Below are 24,805 nucleotides of genomic sequence, written 5' to 3'. Positions count from 1 at the left end.
CGACCGGCGGGTAAGCGCAGCTGGCGTCACGTGCCGAGCGCTTTTGCGACCGCGGCCAGCGTGAGCGGGCGCATCGCCGCATAGCCCTGCGGGGTCGGGTGGACGCCGTCGCTGGCGTAGCCGGGCTTCATCGCGCCGTCGGGGGTGGCGAGCGCGGCGTGATAGTCGACATAGGTAAAGCCGTTCGCCTTGGCATAGCCTTGCAACCAGCGATTGAGCGCGGCGATCTGGGGCACGGGCTGTTTGTCGGGGCGCCACGGGAAGGCGGCGGCGGGCGGGACCGAGGCGAGGATCACCTTGATCCCATGCGCGCGTGCGAGTTCGGCCATGCTCTGGATATTGCCTTCTACCGTCTCGATCGTCGCCGCGCCGGTGTTGCCCGCGATGTCGTTGGTGCCCGCCATGATGTGGACCGCCTGCGGCTTGAGCGCGATCACGTCGGAACGGAAGCGGACGAGCATTTGCGGGGTGGTCTGCCCGCTGATCCCGCGATCGACCAGGCCCTTGGTGAACAGGTCCGGGTCGGCGCGGATCCAGTTGTCGGTGATCGAGTCGCCCATGAAGACGACCCGCACCTTCTGTCCGGCAAGCGACCGGTTCTGTACGGCGTAGCGGCAATATTGGGCAAAATCGCGCGCGAGCCGGTGGAGGTTGGCCATCTGAGCTCCTGTCGCGCCGTCAGGGGCGGGGTGCGAGACGCAAGGCTCCGCGACGATGCCGACCGGATCGCTCGCATAGGGATCGCCCGGTATGGCGGTCTGGGCGTAGGCGCCGGTCAGTGCCAGCATCGCCAGCCCTCCTGACATCCATGCGGAACAGCGCATCTCCACCTCCTCCAGCGTCGAGCCGCGACCCGACCCTGTGAGGAGCAAGCATAAAGACTACATTTATATATGAACAGCAACTTTCGCGGACGGAATGGATATTCAGACCGGGAAGACCGCCTTGCTCGTTCCGAAGGCCATGAACAGCTCTGGCCATTTGGACGCGGGTTTGCTCGGGGGAAGCCGTGTGCCGAAGCCATGCCCGCCGCTTTCGAACACGTGCAGCTCGGCGGGGCGCGCGGCGGCGTGCAGCGCGGTGAACAGCGCGATGCTGTTGGCGACCGGCACCAGATCGTCATCAGCGGCATGCGCGAGGAAGATCGGCGGGGTCGTCGCCGTCACGCGCGTTTCCACCGAGGCGGCATGGCGGAGCGCGACGGGCGCGTCCTTGCCGAGCAACGAATCGCGTGATCCGCCGTGCGTGAACGGCGCCTCCAGGCTGACCACCGGGTAGATCAGCCCGGCATAATCGGGCCGCGCCGACACCCGGTCGATCGCATCTGACGGCGGGTACGTCGCCTCGTCGTGGCGGGTGGCGAGCGATCCCGCGAGATGCCCGCCCGCCGAGAAGCCGAGCGTCGCCACGCGCGCGGGGTCGATCCCGAACCGGGTCGCCCCGGCACGGATCGTCCGCATCGCCCGCTGCGCATCCTGCAAGGGCACCAACGCGCGATCGTTCCAGCCTTCCGCCGGCAAGCGATATTGCAGGATGAATGCCGTGACGCCTCGCGCATTGAGCCACGCGGCCTGTTCCAGCCCTTCGTTGTCGTAGGACAGGAAGCCATAGCCGCCGCCGGGTATCACGAGCACCGCCGAACCGTTCGGGCGAGCGGGGCGCTTTACGGTCAGAACCGGGCTCAGCACCCCGCGCAGCCACCGATCCGGGTGGCTCGGGTCCTTGCTGCGCTCTTCCACGCTCGGCGTAATCTTGCTGCGGCGATCGCCGGGGATTGCCGTGGGCCAGAGCGGGACGATCTCGTCGCGCGACGGCTGCGCTGGGAGCGGGGCAGCGGCGAGGGTGCAGAGCGCGGCGCTCCCGATCAACAGCGTTCGGCGGGTCGGATCGGTCGTCGGCATGGCTGTCCCTTTCGCGTGATTGCTTGATGTACCGTCAGGCCGCGCAGATTGTCGAACGGATGTGTCCGAACACGAAAAACCCGCCGTCTCGGTGGAGACGGCGGGTGGTGTTTCGATCCGTGCCGATCAGACCTTCTTGCGCGCGCGCTTGGGGGCGGCGGCGGCGGCGGTGTCCTCTTCCTCGTCAGGCGAGTCTTCGCCCGCTTCGGTGAGCGCCTCGCCCAATGCCTTCAACTTCTCCTGCGACGAATCCGCCTTCTCGGCGATCTTCGTCGTGGCCATGCCGAGGCGGTGGAGCAGCGCATGGACTCGGTCGGCGTCGGGTTCGTCGCGCTCGAGCTGCTTGCGGAGCGAGCCGAGGTCGCGGAGAATGCCCTTGGCGCCCGACGTGTCCACGTCGGCCAGTGCGGCTTCCCAATCCTCGATCATGTCGGCGCCCTTGGTCGCCTTGGTCGTATCAAGACCGCGATTGATCGCATTCATCGTTCCGGCGAATTTAAGAGCCATGTTTCCATCTCCGACGTGCCGTAATGGCGAGCGATGAAACGACAGGGTGCGCGTAAAATGTCCGCGCTAAGCCTCGGTATTCGCATTGATAAGGATCAGTCACCCGCGCCGGGCCGCAGCGTTGGGAAGCGTGTATCCACCGGCCCTGGACGTCGTGGCATCCATTATTGGCCGACGGGCAAACGAACCCGTGGCGTCGGCCCGCACGAATCCCTAGATCGTACGCAATGTCCGATCCCAATGCCCCGACCCGCTTCAACGAAGACAAGGCCACCTTCACCGTCCGCGGCAGCGACGCGCCCGATATCGAGGCGGGCGTTGCCGCGATCCGCAACGTATTGGCGACGCTGCCGATCCGGCCGGGTGTGTACCGGATGCTCGATGCGCGCGGCGACGTGCTGTACGTCGGCAAGGCACGCGCTCTCAAGAACCGCGTGACCAATTATACGCAGGTCGATCGGCTGTCGAAGCGGCTGCAACGGATGGTCGCGCAGACGCGGTCGATGATGATCGTGACGACCAACAACGAGGCGGAGGCGCTGCTGCTCGAAGCGCAGCTGATCAAACGCTATCGCCCGGCGTACAACGTGCTGTTGCGCGACGACAAAAGCTTCCCGTTCATCCTGCTGCGCGCCGATCACGCGTATCCGCGGATCCAGAAGCATCGCGGCGCGCGGCGCGCCAAGGGCAATTACTACGGGCCGTTCGCCAGCGCGGGGTCGGTCAACAATACGCTGAATGCGTTGCAGAAGCTGTTCCTGTTGCGGAGCTGCACCGACGGCTTTTTCAAGAACCGCGACCGGCCTTGCCTGTTGTACCAGATCAAGCGCTGCTCCGCGCCGTGCGTCGGGCGGATCGACGAGGCGGGCTATGCCGAGCTTGTCGCGGACGCCAAGGCGTTTCTCGGGGGCAAGTCGACCGAGGTGCAGGCCAAGCTCGGTGCGCAGATGCAGATCGCGGCGGAGAACATGGATTTCGAACTCGCCGCGATCATCCGCGATCGGCTGCGCGCGTTGACGTTCATCCAGGGCAGCCAGGCGATCAACGCGGAAGGGCTGGGCGACGCCGACATCTTCGCGATGGCGTGCAAGAACGGCGTGATCGGGATCCAGGCGTTCTTCATCCGGGGCGGACAGAATTGGGGGCACCGCAGCTTCTTCCCGGCGCATACCGCCGACGTGCCGGAGGACGAGATCTTCTCGGGTTTCCTCGCGCAATTTTACGAGGAGGTTCCGCCGCCGCGGACAATCCTGCTCGACCGGGAGCTCGACGAAGCCGCGCTGCTCGGCGAGGCATTGGGCGCGCAGGCGGGGTTCAAGGTCGCGCTGTCGATGCCGCAGCGCGGGTCGCGGCGGCAGTTGCTCGAACAGGCCAAGCGCAACGCCGAGGAAGCGCTCGACCGGCGCCTTGCGGAGAGCACGACGCAGGCCAAGTTGCTGCGCGAAGTGGCGGAGCTGTTCGACCTGCCCGAACCACCCGACCGGATCGAAGTGTACGACAACAGTCATATTCAGGGGACCAACGCGCTGGGGGCGATGGTCGTCGCGGGGCCGGAGGGGTTCCGCAAGGGCCAGTATCGCAAGTTCAACATCAAGAACCCCGATACGATCCCGGGCGACGACTTCGGGATGATGCGCGAAGTGTTCGGGCGTCGCTTCGCGCGGGCGCAGGCGGACGATCCCGATCGCGATTCGGGCGACTGGCCCGATCTTGTGCTGATCGACGGCGGGCGCGGGCAGCTCAATGCGGTGAAGGGCGTGCTCGAGGAACTGGGGATCGAGGACGTGGTTCTCGTCGGGATCGCCAAGGGGCCGCACCACGGGCGCGACGGGCGCGAAGTGTTCCACATGCTCGACGGGCGCGAGTTCCAGTTGCCGGTTAACGCGCCGGTGCTGTTCTACCTGCAACGCCTGCGCGACGAGGTTCACCGCTTCGCGATCGGTGCGCACCGGGCGAAGCGTGCGAAGGCGATCGGCGCGTCGCCGCTGGATGACGTGCCGGGCATCGGTCCGGCGCGGAAGAAGGCGTTGCTGATGCACTTCGGCACTGCGCGCGCGGTGCGCAACGCCAGCCTCGCGGACCTGCAGCGCGCGCCGGGCGTCAGCGCGGCGGTGGCGCAGCAACTGTACGATTTCTTCCATACGCGCTGAGGGCGTCGCCATTCCTGCCGTGCAACCTGCCGGCGTTCGTCCGAGGTTGGGGCACCTGCTATCTTCGAACGATAGGCAGATCGGGCGATTGCGCGCATAGGGGACCCGACGGCCATCGTATCGGCCGCGGAACGGTTTCGTTATGGAGCTGTGTAAGGCGTAGCCGCATGAACGTTCTGCAGGGACTGAAACGACGGGCAGGGACCGTCCCGTGGCGGATCGCCGCCACCCTCGCGCGGACGCGAGTCATCCACGCCGCACGCCAGCGCCGCTACGACGCCGACCGCGCACGGCACCGGGCCCGCTTGCCCGGGCTGACTCCGATGGTGGCGGAGATCGTTCACGGTCTGGAGGCGGATGGCGTGTTCCAGACCGATCTGGCGACGCTCGGCCTCGATGGTTCGGAAGCGATGGTCGCCGAGGCGTCCGCGCTGGTCCGGCGCTGGGCGGACCGGTTGCGCGCGGAAGCCCGCGCTGGGCAGGAGTTCCTCAAAGTGCCGCCTGCGGAAATCGCCGCGCACCCCGCGATCTACCAGTTCGGGCTCCATCCCGTGCTGCTCGATCTCGCCGAAGCCTATCTCGGCCTGCCGGTCGCGTATGACGGGGTGAACCTGCAATATACGGTCGCCGACGGGCGCGCGGTGTCGACGCGCAAATGGCATCGCGACCGCGAGGATCGCCGGATGATCAAGCTCGCGGTGTATCTGAGCGATGTCGATGCGGACAGCGGGCCGTTCCAGTTGCTGCCGGCGGACGGCCCGGTGGCGGATGCCGATGGTCGGCACGATCGCTTCTATCTCGACGACCGCGAGGACAGGGAGATCGACGGGCGGATCCTGGGTGTCCACCCGATCACGTGCGAGGGGGTGGCGGGTACGGTGGTGGTCGCCGACACCGCGCGGTTCTTCCACCGCGGCAAGCCCGCGACGGGGGGCGATCGTGCCGCCTTGTTCTACAGCTATTTCGCGCGCGTGCCGCAGCGGCCGTATTTCTGCTACCGATCGGGGCTGTCGCGGCACGATATCGCGGCGCTGACCACCGACTTGTCGCAACGCCAGCGCGACGCGGCGGCGTGGCGGCAGCGCCTGCCGTTGCCGTGGCGGCTGATCCCGCCGTCGCGCGTGTAACCGGCGGCGTGTTGCCGCGGACCGCGCGCGTCGTTCAGGCCCAGCCTTCCAGCACCTGATCGGGCGGGCGATGGCCGTCCGCCCACATGCGGATGTTGGTGATGACCTTCTCGCCCGTCGCCAGCCGCCCTTCGAACGTCGCGGAACCCATGTGCGGAGTCATCACCACGTTGGGGAGCGCGAGCAGACGCGGGTCGATCTGCGGTTCGTGCTGCCACACGTCGAGCCCGGCGCCCGCCAGCCGACCGTTTTCGAGCGCACCGACCAGCGCATCCTCGTCGACGATCCCGCCGCGCGAGGTGTTGATGACATAGACATGCGGCCGGAGCAGCGCGATCCGATCCGCATCGATCAGCCCCTCGCTGTCCGGGTTGCGCGGGGTGTGGATCGTCAGCAAGTCGATCGTGCCGAGCATCTCGTCGAGGTTCGGGTGCCATTGCGCCTGCAGTTCGGCCTCGACCACCTTGGGCAGGCGGTGGCGATTGTGGTAATGGATCGACAGCCCGAACGCACGCGCGCGCCGCGCGACCGCCTGGCCGATCCGCCCCATGCCGAGGATGCCGAGCGCCTTGCCGCCGATCCGGTGGCCGAGCATCCCGCCGGGCGTCCAGCCCTGCCATGCGCCCGAGCGGACCAGTTTCTCCCCCTCCGCGAGCCGGCGCGGGACCGACAGCAGCAGCGCCATCGTCAGGTCGGCGGTATCCTCGGTCAGCACGCCCGGCGTATTCGTGACGAGGATGCCGCGCGCGCGCGCCGCCTTGAGCGCGATGTGGTTCACGCCCGCGCCGAAGTTCGCGATCAGCTTCAGCCGCGGACCGGCTTGCTCGATCAGCGCGGCGTCGATCTCGTCGGTCACGGTGGGGACGAGCACGTCGCACTCGGCCATCGCGGCGGCGAGCTCTGCGCGCGAGAGCGCGACCGCGCCGCGGTGAATGCTCGCGTCGAACAATTGCTCCATCCGCTGCATCACCGCATCGGGCAATTCGCGGGTCACGACCACGCGCGGGTTGGGGACACGTCTCGTCTCAGCCATGCGGCATGGCTTGGCGGAGGCTCCGCGCGGCGTCAACGGGTGTTGAAGCGCCGCATGGAAACGCGATAAGCGCAACGCATGATGCATGACCACAAGACGATGCGGATCGGGGCGCGCGCTGCGCTGGTGATCGGGGCGATGGGCATGGGCGTGGCGGCGTTCAGCCCGGCCGGCGCGGCGATGGCCGACCGCAAGCTGCCGTTCTACGCCTCGGTCGGCGCGAAGAAGGCACGGATGCGGACGGGGCCGGCGCGCACCTATCCGGTCAGCTGGCTTTACCAACGCGCCGACCTCCCGGTGAAAGTGATCGGCGTGTTCCAGCGGGGCCAGTGGTATAAGGTCGAGGACCCGAGCGGCACGCAGGGCTGGATGATGGGCGGGCTGGTGAGCGAGACGCGCACCGCGCTGGTCACGGGCGCGGTCGCCGAACTGCGCGATCGTCCGGACGGCGAGGGCCGGATCGTCTGGCGCGCGGCGCCCGGGGTGGTCGGGCGGCTGAGCAAATGCGCCGGCGGCTGGTGCTATTTCGATGTCCATGGGCGGGGCGGGTTCGTCGAGCAGATGCGGGTGTGGGGCAGCGAAGCGGGTGAATCGCTGCCGTGAGCGCGCGGGTCGGGCGCGACTGGACGATCCGGCGGGACGACCTGACGCACCCGGACGTGCTGGCGTTGCTCGACCTGCATCTGCGCGCCGCGCATGAGAACAGCCCGCCGGGAAGCGTGTTCGCGCTCGACGCAAGCGGGCTTCGCGATCCGGCGGTGACGGTGTGGACCGCGTGGGAGGGCGACGTCCTGTTGGGGATGGGCGCGCTCAAGCAGCTGGATCCGACCTGGGGCGAGGTGAAGTCGATGCGCACCGCGCCCGCGCATGTGCGCCGCGGGGTGGCGGCGGTGCTGCTCGACCGGCTGATCGCCGAGGCGCGGGCGCGGGGGTATCGCCGGTTGAGTTTGGAGACCGGCTCCAACGCGCCGTTCGCCGCCGCGCATGCGCTGTACCGGCGCGCGGGGTTCGTGGCGTGCCCGCCGTTTGGCGATTATGACGATCTCGTGTTTGCGCAATACTTTACGATGGATCTGGCGGAGGCCGCCGGGGGGCGGGGCGCGGAAGGTTAGGGGAAAGTTAGGCGGAATCGCTGTGCCTGCGGCGCTGTTGTGGGAGGCAAGACTGCGGGGCCGATGCTGTCAAAGAGCGCGTCCTTCCCGCTACGCCGTGCCGCGGTTGTAGGACAGCCGGTCGGTCGGGCGCGCACCGATGCGCTTTGCGAATTGTCCCTGCTTACAAATCACTGCCGATCGCTTCAGATAAAACGGGCTGGACGAATCGGAACATATAGGGAACAAGTGGCGCATGACCCAGCCAGATTGCGCCCTGATCGCCCACGCCCTCCTGACCAGCAGCGGCTTCGCCCGAGTCGGATTGACCGCCCCGAGCGAACGCATCCGCGAAGCTGCCGCCGCCGAACTGGCGCGCACGATCGTGTGCGCGCTCGAGGGGTTCCCGGGCGATGGCGACCCGCGCCAGATGGCGCTGCCGCTTTGAGGTGGGCACGGTAAAATTCCGGACGCTGTTCGATTTCACCCGGCACCAGATGAACGTCGGCTGCGTCTGCGGTTCCTGCGCGCACGAGGGCGTGGTGCATTGCGACCGGCTCGCGCGGTGGTGCTTCCTCAAGCGGTTGCGCGGGACGGTCGATGCGCTGCCGGGGTTTTTGCGCTGCTCGCACTGCGGGGGGCGACCGATGCGGATCCGCCCTACGCCGCTACCGCCGACCTTTCCGGACTGGGGGGCGGATGAGGCGGCTTGGAAGCGGATGCAGCGGCGGTTGCGGGGGTGAGGGGGATTGGGAGGATGTCTCGAATTGGTGGAGAGCCGCCGTTCGTATGCTATGGGATTCGCATGGATAGCTACCTACCGCTTCTGCTCATTCCGGCCCTTCTGCTCGTCATTTGGTTTGGCAGCGTTCCCCAAATCAAGCGGTATATGAACGACATAAAAACTGGACCATCCGAGGATCGAGCTAAGGCCGATCGCGAGAAGGCTGATACGCACGAGCAGGCAGCCGACTAAAAGGCAATGGCTGCAAGTGGGCGAAAGGGGCCATGCGCTTATTCTGCCCCGGCCCTAGACCTGAGACCCACCCCACCGCCCGGCAACAAACCCAGCAACTTCCGCCCGCAGTTCCGCATCCTCCTGCGTCCCGCCGCCGAACCCACCATGCGGCATCGCCTCGAACACATGTAGCTCCGCCGCCACGCCCGCGCGCCGCAGCGCTCGGTGCAGCCGGACGGTGGTCGACAGGAACAGGTCGCGCGTTCCCGATTGCAGGAGGGTCGGGGGGAAGCCTGAGAGATCGCCGAACAGCGGCGACACCAAGGGATCGCGCAGGTCCGCGCCGTTCGCATACAGCAGGTTGGTCGCGGCGAGGGACCCCGGCAGCACGACGTCGACCAGCGCGTTGACCGCGAAACTGTCGCCGGATTCGGTCAGGTCGGCTTGCGGCGACAGCAGCACCAGCCCGGCGGGCATCGGCAAGCCTTCGGCGCGCGCGCGGAGCAGCATCGCCAGCGCGAGATTGCCGCCCGCCGAGCGTCCGCCGATCACGACGTCGGCTGGGGCGTGGTGCGCGAGGACGTGGGCGTAGGTCGCGACGCAATCGTCGAGCGCGGCGGGGAAGGGGTGTTCGGGCGGGGTGCGATAGTCGACGCCGTAGCAGCGTACCCCGTGCTGGTCGGCGTGCATCCGCGCGCCGGTGCGGCACGCGCCGCCGCCGCCGAAGACGAGCGCGCCGCCGTGCAGGTCGATATAGGCGCGCGTGGGGTCGAACGCGCCTTCGGGGGTTGCGACATGGACTCGCGCCGCGCCGATCGTGATCGTCTCGACGGTCGCGCGCAGGCTTCCGGCGATCCCCTCCATCGCGATCGCATAGCCTGCGTCGGCGGCGGTCTTGAGGTCCGCCCAGGCGGCATGGTCCGCCGGATCGGGCAGGACGTGGAGCGTGTTGAGCGGCACCCCGTCGGCGCGCACCGCACGATCGAGCATCGCGCGCGCTTGCGCCGAGATCGAGCGCGGGGCTGGAACCGTCCGCGCGGGGAGCGCGACGCCGTGCGGGGTGTCCGCGGTTACGCCATCAACTCCACCGCGACCGCGGTCGCCTCGCCGCCGCCGATGCACAGCGACGCGAGGCCGCGCTTGCCCCCACGCGCTTCCAGCGCGGACAGCAACGTCGCGAGGATGCGTGCGCCGCTCGCGCCGATCGGGTGGCCGAGCGCGCACGCGCCGCCGTTTACGTTGATCCGGTCGTGCGCGATGTCGAGGTCGCGCATCGCGATCATCGCGACGACCGCGAAGGCTTCGTTGACTTCGAACAGGTCGACGTCGCTGGCCGACCAGCCCGCGCGCTCGAGCGTCTTGCGCATCGCGAACACCGGCGCGGTGGTGAACAGCGACGGCGCGTGCGCGTGCGCGCCATGCGCGACGATCCGCGCGAGCGGGGTGAGGCCAAGCTTTTCCGCAACCGACGCGCGCGTCATCACCAGCGCGGCGGCACCGTCCGAAATCGACGAGGCGTTGGCGGCGGTGATCGTGCCTTCCTTCGAGAAAGCGGGCTTGAGCGTCGGGATCTTGGCGACGTCGCCCTTGGCGGGCTGTTCGTCGAGGCTGACCGTGGTCGGCCCCTTGCGCCCGGCGATCTCCACGGGGACGATCTCGCGGTCGAACGCGCCCGAGGTCTGTGCGCGTTGTGCGCGATGGAGCGATTCGATCGCGTAATCGTCCATCTGCTGGCGTGTGAGCTGGTACGACGCGGCGCTGTCCTCGGCGAAATTGCCCATCAGCTTGCCGGGCTCATACGCATCCTCGAGCCCGTCGAGGAACATATGGTCCTTGAGCACGTCATGCCCGATCCGCGCGCCGCCGCGGTGGCGCATCGAGAGGTAGGGCGCGTTGGTCATGCTCTCCATCCCGCCCGCGATCAGCAGATCGGCCGAGCCCGCCGCGAGCGCATCCGCCGCGAGGATCGCCGCCTGCATTCCGGAGCCGCACATCTTGTTGATCGTGGTCGCCTCGATATGGTCGGGGAGCCCGGCCTTGAGCGCGGCCTGGCGCGCGGGGGCCTGGCCGAGCCCGGCGGGGAGGACGCACCCCATGTAGATCCGCTCGATCGCCGCGCCCGCAAGCCCCGCGCGCTCGACCGCGCCGCCGACCGCGGTTGCGCCGAGCTCGGTCGCGGTCGCGCCTGCCAGTGCGCCCTGGAACGACCCCATCGGGGTGCGCGCGTAGGAGACGATGACTACTGGGTCGGCGGCGGGGCGGGTGGCCATGTGGGGAAACCTCTGATGGAAGCGATCTGGGATACGGTGCGGCACGCCCGACCCAGACCCGTTCGCTCAGCCCGAACGGGGAAGGGTCAGTTTCAATTGAAACTGATCTAGGGCCGACTTTGCCGATTTACAAACTATAGCACGGTCCGGAATGACCAGCGGAACAAACGAAAACCGAGGCGATACGCATGGATGACTGGATCTGGCCGATCCTGCTGGGCGGGCTTGGCGCGATCTTCGGGAGCTTCATCGCGACGATCGTGGTGCGCTGGCCCGAGGGGCGATCGGTGCTGCACGGGCGATCTGCCTGCGACGCGTGCGGGGTGGTGCTCGCCCCGCGCGATCTGGTGCCGTTGGTCAGCGCGCTGGTGGCGCGGGGGACGTGCCGCCGCTGTGGCGCGGCGATCGATCCGCGGCACTGGCAGATCGAGGCGATGGCACTGCTGATCGGTGTCGCGGCAGGGCTGGCGGTGCCGGGACCGGTCGGGGTCGCGGGGGCGGTGTTCGGCTGGCTGTTGCTGACGCTGGGTGCGCTCGACGTAGTGGCGTTGTGGTTGCCCGACGTGCTGACGGTGACGCTGGCGATGGGCGGCGTGGTGACGGGGGCGCTGGGGGTGCCACCGTTGCTGGACGATCGGCTGATCGGCGGCGGCGTCGGGTTCGTCGCCTTGTGGGCGGTCGGTGCGGGGTATCAGCGGGTGCGCGGGCGGGTCGGGCTTGGCGGGGGCGATCCCAAGCTGCTGGGGGCGATCGGATTGTGGCTGGGGTGGCGGATGCTGCCGACGGTGGTGCTGTTCGCGGCGCTGGCGGGGCTTGCGGTCGCGGTGGTCGGGGCGTTGCGCGGGCGGGCGACGACGCTGACCGACCGGATGCCGTTCGGCGCGCTGCTCGCGATCGCGGCTTACCCAGCGTGGCTGATGCTGGTAGGTATGGCGTCATGAACGCGTTTCCGATCCTTGCGGCGCTCTCGCTCGCGGCGGCACAGCAGGCCGCGCCGAAAGAGGCCCCACCGCCCGCGCCGGTCCTGCCCTCGGTCGACGGCCTGCCGATCGGGTCGATCCCGCGGCAGGAACTGCCCCGCAAGGGCTGCGCGGCGTATCTGTGGACCGCGAGCGGAACGCGGGCGCTGGTCGCGATGGCGACGGGCGGCGGGGGGACCGATCCTGCGCGGCTGCGGCTGTCGATCGGGGGGAAGGTTACTGATCTCGACCGTACCGGCCAGCTTGGGGCGATCTCGCTCGGCTTTCCCGAAACCACGACCTATGCCGGTGCCGGTACGACGATCAAACTGACGATGCGGGCCGAGACCCGCACGTCGATCACCGACGGCGGGGCGGTGCCGGACGGCATCCTCGAACTCGACCGGACGGGGCAGGATAGCGTGATCATCCCCGTGGCGGGGTTGATCGGCTGCACGTAAAGGGGAGACGGGCATGACACTCGACGAGACGCTTCAGGCGCAGCGCGCGGCGTTCAACGCCGAATTGCCCGTTTCGCTGACCGTCCGCAAAGACCGGTTGAAGCGTGCCGCGGAGATGATCGCGGACAATGCCGCTGCCTTTTGCGACGCGCTGAGCGAGGATTTCGGGCATCGCAGCCGCGAGCAATCGATGCTGACCGATGTCGCCGCATCGATCGCGCCGATCAAGCATGCGCTACGCTCGCTCGATGTCTGGGCGAAGCGCGACAAGCGCGCGGTGCAGTTTCCGCTCGGGTTGCTCGGTGCGCGGGCGTGGGTGGAGTATCAGCCCAAGGGCGTGGTCGGTGTGATCGCGCCGTGGAATTTCCCAGTCAATCTGGTGATGGGGCCGATCGCGGGGATCTTCGCCGCGGGAAACCGCGCGATGGTCAAGACGAGCGAATTCACCCCGCGCACCGCCGCCTTGTTCGAGACGGTTAGCGCGCAATACTTCGCGCCGGACGAACTCGCGTTCTTTAGTGGCGGACCGGAGGTGGGGAAGGCGTTTTCGGAACTACCGTTCGACCATCTGATCTTTACCGGCGCTACGGGGATCGGGCGGCACATCCTGCATGCGGCGGCGGACAATCTGACGCCGGTGACGCTCGAACTCGGTGGCAAGTCGCCAGTGCTGATCGGCCAGAACGCCGACATCGCGCGCGCGACCGAGCGGGTGGCGATCGGCAAGATGCTCAACGCCGGGCAGATCTGCCTCGCGCCCGATTACATGCTGGTGCCTGAGGCGCAGGAACAGGCGGTGGTCGACGGGCTGAAGGCGGCGGTGTCGGCGATGTATCCGACGTTGCTGGCGAACCCGGATTACACTGCGATCATCAACGATCGGCATCACCAGCGGCTCACCGACTGGGTCGACGATGCGCGCGCCAAGGGCGCGACGGTCGAAGTGGTCAATCCGGGGGGCGAGGACTTCGCCGGATCGAACGCGCGGAAGATGCCGCTGCATATCGTGCGGAATGCGACCGACTACATGATCGTGATGCAGGAGGAGATCTTCGGCCCGATCCTGCCGGTGCGCAGCTATGCGGGCGGGATCGACAGCGCGATCGACGAAGTGAACCGGCGCGATCGGCCGCTCGGGCTTTATTATTTCGGGCCGGACGAAGGGGAGCGGCGGCGCGTGCTCGACCGGACGATCTCGGGCGGCGTGACGATCGACGACGTGGTGTTCCATGTGTCGATGGAGGATCTGCCGTTCGGCGGGGTCGGGCCGTCGGGGATGGGGTCGTACCACGGGTTCGACGGGTTCAAGACGTTCAGCCATGCCAAGGCGGTGTTCAAGCAGGCGAAGCTGGATGTCGCGAAGCTGGCGGGGTTGAAGCCGCCTTATGGCAAGGCGACGATGACGAGCGTACGGCGACAGATGAAGTAGCGGGCTTTCCGGCTGCTTTGCAGCGGGGCGCTGGCTTCAATCCACCCGGTAATGGATCGGCTTGAAACTCCCGCCATTGCTCGCGGGTGCCGAGCAGGCGGTAAGGCCGATGATCAGGTCCATCTCCGCGCGCAGGACGATCTGGTCGCCCGCCTTGCTGATCGGCGGAAGGACGTCGAGCTTGCCCGTCGCGGCATCGACGGTGACGTTCATGAAGCAGTTGAACGCGGTCGGGATCATGTCCGGCTTCACCCCATACGGCTCGAGCGCTGCCGCTAGATTGCCGAAACAGCCCCGGTGCGGCGGCAGGTCGGGGTAGAAATGGTGGAAGGTGTCGTACGAGCACGGCGTCAGCAGGAAATCGTGCCGCCCGACCGTGTCCTCGACGATCGTCAGCATCGGTCGCGACCGGTTCGAATACAGCAGGTTGCCCGTGGTCAGATAGATCGTCTCGGCATAGTCGAGCGACCGTCCCGACGAGATGACCTCGTCCAGATCCTGGGCATTATAGGCCAGCAAATCCGCGACCTGCACCCCGCGCGGGTCGATCACGGTCAGCGTCTGTCCCGCCGCCAGCCGGAACGCGTTGCCGCTCCGCTCGGGGATCTCGACGACATCGCTCATTCGGCGGCGCCCGAATAGCGGAACGGGCAGGCCCAGGCTTCGTCGACCACGCGCCCGCTATATTGCCGCGCTTCGCTCATCTCGCCGTGGCGCGCGAGCATCGGGTTGCGCGAGCCGGCGAGGACTTCGTCGCGCGTCAGGATCTTCTCGCGCATGCCCTCATATTTGCCCTGTGCGCGCAGCGTCTCGAACTGGTCGTGCAGGTTGAACACCATGGTCGGACGCGCGAAGCGGCGTGCGGGGCGGCTGGCGTTGGGGTGGAGGCCGACGATGAAGAACGCTTCGCCGCCGAAGCTCAGCGAGAAATGCGGGCTGTCGGGGTCGGTGCTGACCGTCGTGTCATAGTCCTGGCCACGCCAGACGTCCTTGTCCGAGATCGACTGGACACGTTGCCACAAAGCCGCCTCGAACTGTGCCTCGCTGAGATCGTCCGGCCCGTCGAAGATGACCGCGAAGCTGCGGAACAGGCCAGGGTCCTCGCGGTAGGCGGCGGCGAAATGCATCAGCCCGTCGTGGATGCGCAGATCGTCCCACGCGCTGTCGAGCCGATCGCACGCGAGGACGGACAGCGTTCCTTTCGCAAGCGCCGCCTTGGCGCCGACACAGGGGAAGTCCGCTTCCGCGACATGCGCATCGAGCAGGGCCTGAAAATCGTGCTGCGCACGATGTTTCCACGGGAACAAGGGAGTCTGGGGCGTAGGCATAGACCAACAAGACTCTTGCATCGCATGCCAGTTCCGCGAATTCTTGCTGATAAGGGTCAAGTGTTCGGCAGTTGCGCTTTGGGAAAGCCCGACCAAGCCGAGTCGTAATCTTCGTCCAGCGAACTCGTTTCTGCGGCGAACCGGGTTGGCGTGAAGACCCAGCGGCTTTCGATCATGAACGCCATCGTGCCATCGATCCGGCGCGGCGCGAGTGGCGCAGTGCTTGCCGCGGACCAGGTCGCGACGTCGGGGCCATGCCCGCTCATCTGATTGTGGAGCGACAGCGCGCCGGGGACGAAGCCGTCCGCCTTGGCGTCATATTCGCCTTTGATGAGGCCCATGCACTCGCTCATCGTGTTGCGGTGGAACCATGGCGGGCGGAACGTGTCCTCGGCCACCATCCAGCGCGGCGGGAAGATGACGAAGTCGACGTTCGCGGTGCCGGGCACGTCGCTGGGCGAAGTGAGGACGGTGAAGATCGACGGGTCGGGATGATCGAAGCTGATGCTGCCGATCGTGTTGAACCGCGCAAGATCATATTTGCACGGCGCGTAATTGCCGTGCCACGCGACGACGTCGAGCGGCGAGCGGCCGAGGTTGGTGGTCCACAGGCTGCCGAGGAATTTCTGGACGAGTTCGTAGTCGCCCTCGACGTCTTCGTACCAGGCGACCGGCGTTTCGAAGTCGCGCGGATTGGCAAGGCCGTTCGCGCCGATCGGGCCGAGGTCGGGGAGGCGGAAGGGGGCGCCGTGGTTTTCCGCGACATAGCCGCGGGCGGTGCCATCGGGGAGCGTGACGCGGAAGCGGATGCCGCGCGGGATGATCGCGATTTCGCCTGGAGTGAGGTCGATCCTTCCGAGTTCGGTGTAGAGCGTGAGGCGGCCTTGTTGCGGGAGGATCAGCAACTCGCCGTCCGCCGAGACGAACGCGCGGTTCACCATGTCCTTGGTTGCGCGGTAGATATGCATGGCGACGCCGGTCTGCGTCTTGGGGCCTTCGCCCGCGACGAGCATTGTCGTGAGCGAGTCTAGCCAGTCGGCGTCTTGTGGTTCGAGTGGGCCCCAGCGGAGGCGGTTGGGGGCGAGGGGTTCGTCGGTGGTGCCGGGGGCGAAGAGCGGGGCGCCTGCGTAGCGCGTGAAGGCGGGGTGCGCGGCGGAGGGGCGGAGACGGTACAGCCACGAGCGTTTGTTCTCGTGGCGAGGGGCGGTGAAGGCGCTGCCGCTAAGCTGTTCGGCGTAGAGGCCGAACGCTGGTTTCTGCGGCGAGTTGCGGCCGATCGGGAGCGCGCCGGGGATGGCTTCTGTGGCGAAGTGGTTGTTGAAGCCGGTCATGGGGTTGGTCATTTCGGTCTCCAATTATTGGGATGTCGCTTGTTACGGCCCCACCCCAACCCCTCCCCTGAAGGGGAGGGGCTTCTCGGTTGCGCTCGTCTTCTTCTTTAGCCCCTCCCCTTCAGGGGAGGGGTTGGGGGTGGGGGACGCCTCGCAGAGACTAACGCCTCAAGCCTCAACCGCCCCCGGCACCACGCCCCGCCGGATCTGGTCCAGCTCGATGCTTTCGAACAACGCCTTGAAATTCCCCTCGCCAAAGCCGTCATTGCCCTTGCGCTGGATGATCTCGAAGAAGATCGGTCCGACCATATTCTCGGTGAAGATCTGCAGCAGCAGCCCGCCACCCGTCTCCGGCGCGCCGTCGATCAGGATGTCGCGCTTGCGCATTTCTTCGACGTCGTGATCGTGCCCGGGCAGGCGCTTGTCGATCAGGTCGAAATAGGTCTGCGGCGTCGTCTGGAAGCGGATGCCGTTCGCGCGCAGCGTGTCGACCGTCTTGAAGATGTCGTCGGTCGCGAGCGCCAGATGCTGGATGCCTTCGCCCTTATAGTCCTTGATGAACTCCTCGATCTGCGAATGCTCGTCCTGGCTTTCGTTCAACGGGATTCGGATCTTGTCGTCGGGCGCGGTCATCGCCTTGCTGAACAGGCCCGTCGCTTGGCCTTCGATGTCGAAATAGCGGATCTGGCGGAAGTTGAAGATCCGCTCGTAATAATCCGCCCAATAGGCCATCCGCCCGCGCTGGAGATTGTGCGTGAGATGGTCGAGCGTGTGGAGCCCGACGCTGTGATCGTCCACGCCCGCGCCCGCGACGGGGGTGAAGTCGGTCTCATAGATCCGCGATTTCTCGTCGACCAGATACAGGTTCGCGCCGCCGATTCCCTCGATCGCGGGAAGGTCGAGCTCGTCCGGACCGACGGCGCCCTTCACCGCGACCGCGCCGCGCTCGACCGCCATCTTGAGTGCATCCTCGCCATCGGCAACGCGGAACGCCATCGCGTTGGCCGAGGGGCCGTGCGCGTTGCGGAAGCCAGCGACTTGCCCCGCGTCATCCATGTTGAGCAGGAAGTTGATGTCGCCCTGCGCATAGCGGCGGACGTTCTTGGACTTGTGGTTGCCGACGTGCGTAAAGCCCATCTTGACGAACAGGTCGGCCATCGCCTCGGGGTTGGGCGAGGTGAATTCGACGAATTCGAACCCGTTCAGGCCCATCGGGTTTTCGGTGGCAGTCATCGCATCGGCTCCGAGATGGTTTCAGATGAAACGATATAGCGGTCTTGCCAACACCGGTCCATCCCTTATCCCTTTGTTCCATGACGACGCTCAAGCTCGACCAGTTCCTACCGTATCGCTTGTCGATCGTTTCGAACCGCGTTTCCTCCGCGGTGGCGAGCACGTACCAGGCGCTGTTCGGGCTCAAGATCCCGGAGTGGCGGCTGGTCGCGATCATCGCCGAGGGGGAAGGCGCGACGCAGCAGGCGCTTGGCGTTGCGACGCGGATGGACAAGGTGACGGTCAGCCGCGCCGCCGCCGCGTTGGTCGAGCGCGGGCTGATCGAGCGCAGACCCAATGCGAACGATCAGCGATCGCACATGCTGACGCTGACCGAAGCGGGGCGAACGTTGTACGAGAATGTCGCGCCCAAGGCGCTCGAGCTGGAATCGCAGGTTTTCGCCGGGTTCACCGCGGCGGAGATCAAGGCGTTTCGCGCGATGCTCGACAGAATAGAGACGTCCGCGGCCCCGTTTGACGCCGATCGTGCCTGAAACGGTTCGTCGCATGTGCGGCAACCATGGCAAATTGCGTGGAAACCATTTTGAATTCACGCGTTAGGGGCGCTAAGCGAAGGACCTGCAAATCTGGCCGTCGTGTGAAGTGGGGAAGCGTAAGTCTTGATATCATTGGCGTATTCGAGCGGGCTTCTCGCCATCGCGGTAGCTAGTCTGCAACAGGCGCCTTCTCCTGTGACGGCTGCGCAACAGAATCCTGGGCAGGCCGCCGGACAGGCATCCGAGCCGCCGATCGTGTCGGATCCGGAGTTCGACAAGGCGTTGCCGCCGCTCAGCAACGATATCAACGCACCGCTCGAACCGATGATCCCCGTGCCCGTCACGCCAGCCGGGGTACCGGTCGCGCCACAGCCGACGGCCGTTGCACCCGTGCCGGGTGCTCCGGCAAGCGGGACCGCAGCGAACCCGACGCCTGTACCAAACATTCCGGCCGATCTTGCACAGCCGCTCGCGCCCCTCGCCAGTTTCGATACGACCCCGCTGGTCGACGTTGCGGTCAAGGACGAAAAGGCTCCCGAGATCCGTTACGAAACGGTGATCCGCGGGCTCGATCCACTCAAGCTGACCGCGCAGTTCAACGGGTTGTCCGCGCTCAAGGGCGGCAAGGGCAAGGCGCCCAACGGCACCGTTATCGCCGCGCGCGGTCGTGAAGACGAGCAGCTGGCGATCCGGCTGATGAAGAGCCTGGGATATTATGACGGTACCGCGGTTTCGACGATCGAGACCGTTCCCAACGACAAGACGCGCGTCAAGGCGATCGTCTCCGCGACGCCGGGGAAGCAGTATAAGCTCGGCACGATCGTGGTGAAGGCGGATCCGACGATCCCGCCGACGCTGATCCGCGACGCGCTGCCGCTCAAGGTCGGCGAGCCGATCGACGCGTTGCGCGTGCAGGGGGCGGAAGCCAACGTCGCGCTGACCTTGCCGCAACAGGGCTATCCCTTTGCCAAGGTCGGAGAGCGCGACATCCTGCTCGACGATCTGGCGGGCACGGGCGACTATACGTTGCCGGTCGAGGTCGGGGCGCGGTCGTCGTTTGGGACGACCACGACCGAGGGACGTCTCGCGTTCGGGGCGGAGCATGTCCGGGTGTTGCAACGGTTCAAGCCGGGCGAACTCTACGACAACCGCAAGGTCGACGATCTGCGCGCGGCGCTGGTCGCGACCGGGTTGTTCTCGACCGTATCGGTCGAGCCCAAGCCGACCGGGAACATCAACCCGGACGGTACCGAGCAGGTCAATCTGCTGGTCGAGCAGGAACGCGGCAAGCCGCGCTCGCTTTCGGCAAGTGCCGGATATAGCACGGGGCAGGGCGTGCGGGTCGAAGGGGCGTTCACGCATCGCAACGTCTTCCCGCCGGAAGGCGCACTGATCGGGACCGCGGTCGTTGGGACGCAGGAACAGGGCGTCAGCGGGACGTTCCGCCGCTCCAACGCCGGGCGGCGGGACCGTACCGTGACGCTGGGCGCTGGCGTCAATCACTCCAATTATGACGCGTTCGACGCCTTTACGGCGACGCTTTCGGGCCGGATCTCGTACGATTCGACGCCGCTTTGGCAGAAGAAGTTCACTTATGCCTACGGTTTTGAAGTCGTCGGCACGAACGAGAGCGTTTATGACTTCAACCGCGGCGAACGGGTCCGCGGCACCTATTTCATCGCGGCATTGCCGGGGCAGGTTCAGTTCGATCGGTCGGACAGCTTGCTCAATCCGACCAAGGGCTATCGCCTCAAGCTCAGCGTCAGCCCCGAGACGTCGGTGCGCGGCGCGGTGCGCCCGTATGCGCGCACGCTGATCGAGGCGAGTGCGTATTATCCGATTGGGCAGAGCATCGTGATCGCGGGGCGCGTTCGGGCCGGCGCGATTCCGGGGATCGAGCGCGACGATCTCGCCCCCTCGCGGCGCTATTATGGCGGCGGCGGCGGATCGGTGCGCGGGTACGGCTATCAGCGGCTCGGGCCGCTCGACCCGCAGGGCAATCCGGTCGGCGGGCGCAGCATCAACGAATTCGCGATCGAGGCCCGCTATCGCTTCGGCAATTATGGGATCGTGCCGTTCATCGACGCCGGTAACGCCTATTCCAGCGTGCTGCCCAAGGGATCCGACTTGCGCTTCGGCGCGGGGATCGGCGGGCGTTTCTATACCAATTTCGGGCCGTTGCGCGTTGACGTCGCAACGCCGCTCAACCCCCGCAAGGGCGACGGCAAGGTCGCGCTCTATATCTCGATCGGACAGGCCTTCTGATGGCGGACGAAGAAACCGCCGTCGTTGTACGGCGCCCGTTGTGGCAGCGGATTCTCAAGTGGATTGCAGTCACGCTCGGCGTGCTGGGCCTGTTGGCGATGGGGATCGTCTTCGGGCTGGATACCGCGCCGGGTCGGCGCGTGATTGCCAATTTCATCGGGGATTATAAGACCGCGGGCGGGCTCAACATCCGTGTCGGGCGGATCGAGGGATCGATCTACGGCAAGATGGTGCTCAACGACTTGCGCGTGAGCGATCCGCAGGGCGTGTTCCTGACGTCGCCGCGGATTGCGGTCGACTGGCGGCCGTTCGATTACGTCAACAACCATATCAACGTGCTGTCGGCACAGGCGAACCTCATCACGATGACGCGCTCGCCGGTGTTCAAGCCGACGCCGACCGACCCCAATGCCCCGATCCTGCCCGATCTCGACATCGATATCGGTCGCCTGACCGTCAACCGGATGGTGCTCGGCAAGGCCGTGATGGGCACGGCGCACATCATCAAGATCGACGGCGCGACGCATATTGCGGACAAGCGCGCGCAGATCACCGCGAACGTCGATGCGCTGACCGGCCCCGGCATTGCTGGCGGCGATACGTTGCGTTTGAAGCTCGACGCGGTACCGGATTCGGACCGGCTCGGGATCGACGCGCGGATCGTCGCGCCGGCCCGCGGCGTGGTTGCGGAGATGAGCGGCATCAAGGCGCCGCTCGACTTCACCATTGCGGGCAAGGGCGGCTGGAAGGCCTGGACCGGCAAGGCGACGGGGACGCTCGGCGGCGCGCAGTTCGCCGACCTCAACCTTGCCGCGCATAACGGCTTCTTCCAGGTGCGCGGGACGACCAAGCCCGGACTCTATCCCGGTGGCGCGCCCAAGGACGAGGCGACCCCGACCAACCCGATCGCGCGGATCACCGCGCCAGCGCTCGAAGTGTCGATCGACGCGCGGCTCAACGAACGCAAGGTCGACACCGTCGTCGCGCTCAAATCGGACGCGATGGCGGTCAACGCCAAGGGTCTGATCGATCTCGCACAAAGTGCTTTCGGGCAGTTTGCGGTCGAGGCCAAGCTGCTCAAGCCCGGTGCGATCTTGCCCAACCTCAACGGACGTGACGTTGCGGCGCGGGTCGTGCTCGACGGCAAGTTTGCGACCCCAACGGTCAATTACGTCATCAGCGCAGGCGTGCTGGGCTTCGGCGAGACCGCCGTGCAGCAGCTTTATGCCTCGGGTCTGGCGCGCGTGAACGCCGACCATATCGTCATCCCGGTCGCCGCGCGCGCCGCGCGCGTCACCGGTCTCAACGCAGCGGCGGGTGGTTTGCTCGATGCTGTCGCGATCAATGGCAGCTTCGCGATCGCCAACGGTAAGGTCCTGTCGGACAATCTGCGGATCCGCTCGCGCAAGATCGATGCGACCGCGCTGGTCGTCGCGGATCTCGCCAAGGGCACGTATCGCGCCGCGCTGAACGGGCGGGTGAACGATTACCGGGTCGAGAGCTTCGGGATCGTCAGCGTCAAGACCGACGCCAAGCTCGTCACCATGCCCGGCGGGTTCGGCATCACCGCGCATGTCGCGGCACGCACGTCGCAGATCTTCAACGAAGGCGCGCGCAACTTCCTCGGCGGCAACGCTGCGGTGACCGCGGACGTCGGGTACGATCCCAACGGGATCATCACCTTCCGCAACCTGCGAATGAACGCTCCTCAGTTCCGCGTGACGCGCGGGCAGGGGCGCTATGATCCGCGCGGGCCGCTTGCGGTCGATGCGGATGCCTATTCGACCCAATATGGCCCGCTGTTCGCGCGCGTCACGGGCACTGCGACCAAGCCGGTCGTGTTGCTCCGCGCACCGCGTCCGGGCGTTGGGATCGGGCTCGTCAATCTGGAAGCGCGCGTCCGGGGCACGGGCACGAGCTACCTCGTGCTTGCCAAGGGCGGCACCAATTACGGGCCGTTCACCGCCGACCTCAATGTCGTTCCGGCGGCTCCGCTAACGGTCGACATCCGCAATGCGCGCTTTGCCGGGATCGACTTCAAGGGTCGCGTCCAGCAGCTCGCCGCCGGGCCATTCGGCGGTCGCATTACCTTCGCGGGCTCGGGCATCAGTGGCGCCGCCTTGCTCGGTGCGCAGGGGCAGTATCAGAAGGTCGATGTCGCGGCACGCGCAAGCAACGCCAAGATTCCGGGGATGGTCGACTTCACGATCGGTCGCGCGATCGTCAATGCGCGCGCCATCCTGACCCCGACGCCGCAAGTCGTCGCGGACGCACAGGTCGCGGATCTGCGCTATGGGCCTACGGTTATCTCGACCGCGCGTGCCAAGGTGAACTACGCCGGTGGTTCGGGCACCGCGCAGCTTGTCGCTGCGGGATCGAACGGCGTGCCGTTCCGCCTTGCCGCCAACGCGCGGCTCAGCCCGAAGCAGTGGCTCGCGGCGCTTCAGGGGCAGGCCAATGGCATCGGCTTCCGCACCGCCAACCCGGCGCGGATCGACATCGATGGGTCGACCTATCGCCTCCAGCCGACGCGGATCGACTTCGACAATGGCTCGGCGCGCGTTGCGGCGGTTTATGGGTCGGGGCTTTCCGCGCAGGTACGGCTCGACAAGCTCGACCTGTCGGTGGCGAATGCATTCGTTCCCGATCTCGGGCTCGGCGGCGCGGTGACGGGGTCGATGGATTACGCGCAACCGCGCGGCGCTTCGGTGCCGAAGATCGCGGGTCAGTTCCGCATCGCCAACTTCACGCGCTCGAGCCTCGCCAGCGTATCCGAGCCGGTCGACGTGGTCGGCCAGATCGGCCTGACCGATGCGGGTGGTGAAGCGCGTGCGCTCGTCCAGCGCGGCGGGACGACGGTGGGCCGGATGGTCGCAACGTTGCGGCCCTTGGGGGGCGGCGACAGCTGGGTCTCGCGGCTGATGGCGGCGCCGCTTTCGGGGGGCATTCGCTATAACGGTCCGTCGGGTGTGCTGTTCTCGCTTGCCGGACTTAGTCGCCAGCAATTGTCGGGTCCGATCGCGATCGCTGCCGACTTCGGCGGGCGGGTCGATGCGCCGCAGCTCAACGGCATCATCCGCGCGGATTCGCTGACCTATGACAATGAAGTCTACGGCACGCGGCTCAGCCAGATGAAGATCCTCGGGCGGTTCACCAACGACCGGCTCGAGATCACGCAACTTTCGGCCCGCGCTGGTGACGGTACGGTTCAGGCGCGTGGCTCGGTCGGGTTCGCGGCGGCTTCGGGCTTCCCGATCGATATCCAGGCGACGCTCAACAATGCGCGGCTTGCGCGGAGCGATGCGCTGGGCGCGACCGCGACGGGCACGATTGCGATCACCAACTCCAAGGCGAATGGCGGGCTGATCAAGGGCGATATCCGCATTCCCAACGCGCGCTATGAGATCATTCGCCAGGGTCAGGCCGAAGTGCCTGAGCTGACCGGGGTCCGGCGCAAGAGCGATCTGGTCAAGGCTGCGGGCGCACCGCAGGCCGAGGCTCCGGTCGGGCTGTTCAAGCTCGATATCCGGATCCGTGCGGACAACGAGCTGTTTGTTTCCGGCATGGGGCTCGAGTCCGAATGGGAAATGGACATGCGCGTTGCGGGCACGTCGGCGGCACCGCAGGTGATCGGCCGGCTGCAACTTGTGCGCGGGACCTATTCGTTCGCGGGCAAGCGGTTCGAAGTCACAAAGGGCGACATCCGCTTCAACGGCGGACCGCTGACCGACCCGGAGATCAACATCAGCGCGACCACCACGACGAGCGACGTCGAAGTGACGATCAACGTGACGGGGACGGGGCAGAAACCGCAGATCGCGTTCACCTCGACCCCGGCCTTGCCGCAGGACGAAGTGCTCAGCCGCCTGTTGTTCGGGAGCTCGGTGACCAACCTGTCGGCGATCCAGGCGGTCCAACTGGCGTCGGCGCTCAATTCGCTGCGCGGGTCGGGGGGTGGGCTCAACCCGCTCGGCAAGCTGCGCTCGGCGACCGGAATCGACCGGCTGCGGGTGCTCGGGGCGGACGATGCGACTGGTCGCGGCACCTCGCTGGCCGCGGGCAAGTATCTGACCGACAACATCTACGTCGAAGTCATCACCGATGCCCGCGGGTTCACCGCTACGCAGCTGGAAGTTTCGTTGACCAAGGCTTTGAGCGTGCTGTCGCAAGCCGGGTCGTTCGGTGGGTCGAACATCACGGTGCGCTACAAAAAGGATTTCTGATCG

Annotated in this window: 22 protein-coding genes; 12 read left to right on the top strand and 10 right to left on the bottom strand. The window is 66.8% G+C overall.

Going from position 1 to position 24,805, the window contains the following annotated elements:
• Positions 1–26: 26 nt before the first annotated feature.
• From ABIC16_RS15160 to ABIC16_RS15150, 3 genes are all read right to left on the bottom strand, one after another.
• Entirely contained in the window at positions 27–788 is a 762-nt protein-coding gene (locus ABIC16_RS15160) for an SGNH/GDSL hydrolase family protein (RefSeq protein WP_354291722.1), read from the bottom strand.
• Positions 789–926: 138 nt separating this feature from the next.
• The gene (locus ABIC16_RS15155) at positions 927–1,901 is read right to left on the bottom strand and encodes an alpha/beta hydrolase (RefSeq protein WP_354291721.1); all 975 of its coding nucleotides are present in this window, start codon (positions 1,899–1,901) and stop codon (positions 927–929) included.
• A 126-nt stretch (positions 1,902–2,027) separates the two neighbouring features.
• Positions 2,028–2,408, bottom strand: coding sequence for a hypothetical protein (locus ABIC16_RS15150; RefSeq protein WP_354291720.1), 381 nt, complete (start codon positions 2,406–2,408; stop codon positions 2,028–2,030).
• Between the two features lie 227 nt (positions 2,409–2,635).
• Here ABIC16_RS15150 and uvrC point away from each other — a divergent pair, with 227 nt between their 5' ends.
• Positions 2,636–4,558 carry an excinuclease ABC subunit UvrC gene (gene uvrC / locus ABIC16_RS15145; protein WP_277969243.1) on the top strand — a complete coding sequence of 641 codons (1,923 nt, stop codon included), beginning with the start codon at positions 2,636–2,638 and terminating at the stop codon, positions 4,556–4,558.
• 167 nt (positions 4,559–4,725) lie between these two features.
• Positions 4,726–5,685: a phytanoyl-CoA dioxygenase family protein gene (locus ABIC16_RS15140; RefSeq protein ID WP_354291719.1), complete on the top strand. Its 960-nt coding sequence runs from the start codon at positions 4,726–4,728 to the stop codon at positions 5,683–5,685.
• Between the two features lie 34 nt (positions 5,686–5,719).
• Here the strand turns inward: ABIC16_RS15140 and ABIC16_RS15135 are convergent, their stop codons facing one another.
• Entirely contained in the window at positions 5,720–6,718 is a 999-nt protein-coding gene (locus tag ABIC16_RS15135; protein WP_277969245.1) for a 2-hydroxyacid dehydrogenase, read from the bottom strand.
• Between the two features lie 99 nt (positions 6,719–6,817).
• Between ABIC16_RS15135 and ABIC16_RS15130 the strand changes: the two genes are divergently transcribed.
• The 4 genes from ABIC16_RS15130 (at position 6,818) to ABIC16_RS15115 (ending at position 8,552) form a co-directional block, all read left to right on the top strand.
• A complete protein-coding gene (locus ABIC16_RS15130; RefSeq protein WP_354292346.1) occupies positions 6,818–7,321 on the top strand; it encodes an SH3 domain-containing protein in 504 nt (167 codons plus the stop codon).
• Positions 7,318–7,830, top strand: a complete 513-nt coding sequence (locus tag ABIC16_RS15125) for a GNAT family N-acetyltransferase (RefSeq protein ID WP_354291718.1) — start codon at positions 7,318–7,320, stop codon at positions 7,828–7,830. Before ABIC16_RS15130 ends, ABIC16_RS15125 begins: the two co-directional genes overlap by 4 nt.
• A gap of 235 nt (positions 7,831–8,065) precedes the next feature.
• Positions 8,066–8,257: a DUF6771 family protein gene (locus tag ABIC16_RS15120; RefSeq protein WP_277969247.1), complete on the top strand. Its 192-nt coding sequence runs from the start codon at positions 8,066–8,068 to the stop codon at positions 8,255–8,257.
• A 1-nt stretch (position 8,258) separates the two neighbouring features.
• On the top strand, positions 8,259–8,552 hold the full coding sequence (locus tag ABIC16_RS15115) for a hypothetical protein (RefSeq protein ID WP_354291717.1): 294 nt from the start codon (positions 8,259–8,261) through the stop codon (positions 8,550–8,552).
• Between the two features lie 287 nt (positions 8,553–8,839).
• Here ABIC16_RS15115 and ABIC16_RS15110 read toward each other — a convergent pair whose 3' ends face one another.
• Positions 8,840–9,757: an alpha/beta hydrolase gene (locus ABIC16_RS15110; protein WP_354291716.1), complete on the bottom strand. Its 918-nt coding sequence runs from the start codon at positions 9,755–9,757 to the stop codon at positions 8,840–8,842.
• 80 nt (positions 9,758–9,837) lie between these two features.
• Positions 9,838–11,037, bottom strand: a complete 1,200-nt coding sequence (locus tag ABIC16_RS15105; RefSeq protein ID WP_354291715.1) for an acetyl-CoA C-acyltransferase — start codon at positions 11,035–11,037, stop codon at positions 9,838–9,840.
• 188 nt (positions 11,038–11,225) lie between these two features.
• Between ABIC16_RS15105 and ABIC16_RS15100 the strand changes: the two genes are divergently transcribed.
• From ABIC16_RS15100 to ABIC16_RS15090, 3 genes are read left to right on the top strand one after another with little or no spacing between them, the layout of a single operon-like run.
• A complete protein-coding gene (locus tag ABIC16_RS15100; RefSeq protein WP_354291714.1) occupies positions 11,226–11,978 on the top strand; it encodes a prepilin peptidase in 753 nt (250 codons plus the stop codon).
• A complete protein-coding gene (locus ABIC16_RS15095) occupies positions 11,975–12,457 on the top strand; it encodes a hypothetical protein (protein ID WP_354291713.1) in 483 nt (160 codons plus the stop codon). Before ABIC16_RS15100 ends, ABIC16_RS15095 begins: the two co-directional genes overlap by 4 nt.
• Positions 12,458–12,470: 13 nt before the next feature.
• Entirely contained in the window at positions 12,471–13,886 is a 1,416-nt protein-coding gene (locus ABIC16_RS15090) for a coniferyl aldehyde dehydrogenase (RefSeq protein ID WP_354291712.1), read from the top strand.
• A 36-nt stretch (positions 13,887–13,922) separates the two neighbouring features.
• Here the strand turns inward: ABIC16_RS15090 and ABIC16_RS15085 are convergent, their stop codons facing one another.
• The 4 genes from ABIC16_RS15085 to hppD form a co-directional block, all read right to left on the bottom strand.
• Positions 13,923–14,510 (bottom strand): DUF1989 domain-containing protein, encoded by a 588-nt coding sequence (locus ABIC16_RS15085; RefSeq protein WP_354291711.1) that lies wholly within the window; start codon positions 14,508–14,510, stop codon positions 13,923–13,925.
• On the bottom strand, positions 14,507–15,214 hold the full coding sequence (gene gntA / locus ABIC16_RS15080) for a guanitoxin biosynthesis heme-dependent pre-guanitoxin N-hydroxylase GntA (protein WP_277971509.1): 708 nt from the start codon (positions 15,212–15,214) through the stop codon (positions 14,507–14,509). Before gntA ends, ABIC16_RS15085 begins: the two co-directional genes overlap by 4 nt.
• Before the next feature lie 56 nt (positions 15,215–15,270).
• Complete coding sequence (gene hmgA, locus ABIC16_RS15075) at positions 15,271–16,557, bottom strand: homogentisate 1,2-dioxygenase (protein WP_354291710.1); 1,287 nt, start codon at positions 16,555–16,557, stop codon at positions 15,271–15,273.
• A gap of 156 nt (positions 16,558–16,713) precedes the next feature.
• The gene (gene hppD / locus ABIC16_RS15070; protein ID WP_354291709.1) at positions 16,714–17,778 is read right to left on the bottom strand and encodes a 4-hydroxyphenylpyruvate dioxygenase; all 1,065 of its coding nucleotides are present in this window, start codon (positions 17,776–17,778) and stop codon (positions 16,714–16,716) included.
• Between the two features lie 80 nt (positions 17,779–17,858).
• Between hppD and ABIC16_RS15065 the strand changes: the two genes are divergently transcribed.
• The 3 genes from ABIC16_RS15065 to ABIC16_RS15055 all read left to right on the top strand — a co-directional run bounded on the left by ABIC16_RS15065 (position 17,859) and on the right by ABIC16_RS15055 (position 24,802).
• On the top strand, positions 17,859–18,311 hold the full coding sequence (locus ABIC16_RS15065; RefSeq protein ID WP_277970982.1) for a MarR family winged helix-turn-helix transcriptional regulator: 453 nt from the start codon (positions 17,859–17,861) through the stop codon (positions 18,309–18,311).
• A 135-nt stretch (positions 18,312–18,446) separates the two neighbouring features.
• On the top strand, positions 18,447–20,579 hold the full coding sequence (locus ABIC16_RS15060; RefSeq protein ID WP_354292345.1) for an autotransporter assembly complex protein TamA: 2,133 nt from the start codon (positions 18,447–18,449) through the stop codon (positions 20,577–20,579).
• Positions 20,579–24,802 (top strand): translocation/assembly module TamB domain-containing protein, encoded by a 4,224-nt coding sequence (locus ABIC16_RS15055; protein ID WP_354291708.1) that lies wholly within the window; start codon positions 20,579–20,581, stop codon positions 24,800–24,802. Before ABIC16_RS15060 ends, ABIC16_RS15055 begins: the two co-directional genes overlap by 1 nt.
• Positions 24,803–24,805 lie beyond the last annotated feature (3 nt).

This window comes from Sphingomonas sp. PvP055 (assembly GCF_040546365.1).
Taxonomy (GTDB): domain Bacteria; phylum Pseudomonadota; class Alphaproteobacteria; order Sphingomonadales; family Sphingomonadaceae; genus Sphingomonas; species Sphingomonas echinoides_A.
This window is presented reverse-complemented; position numbering and strand designations above follow the sequence as displayed.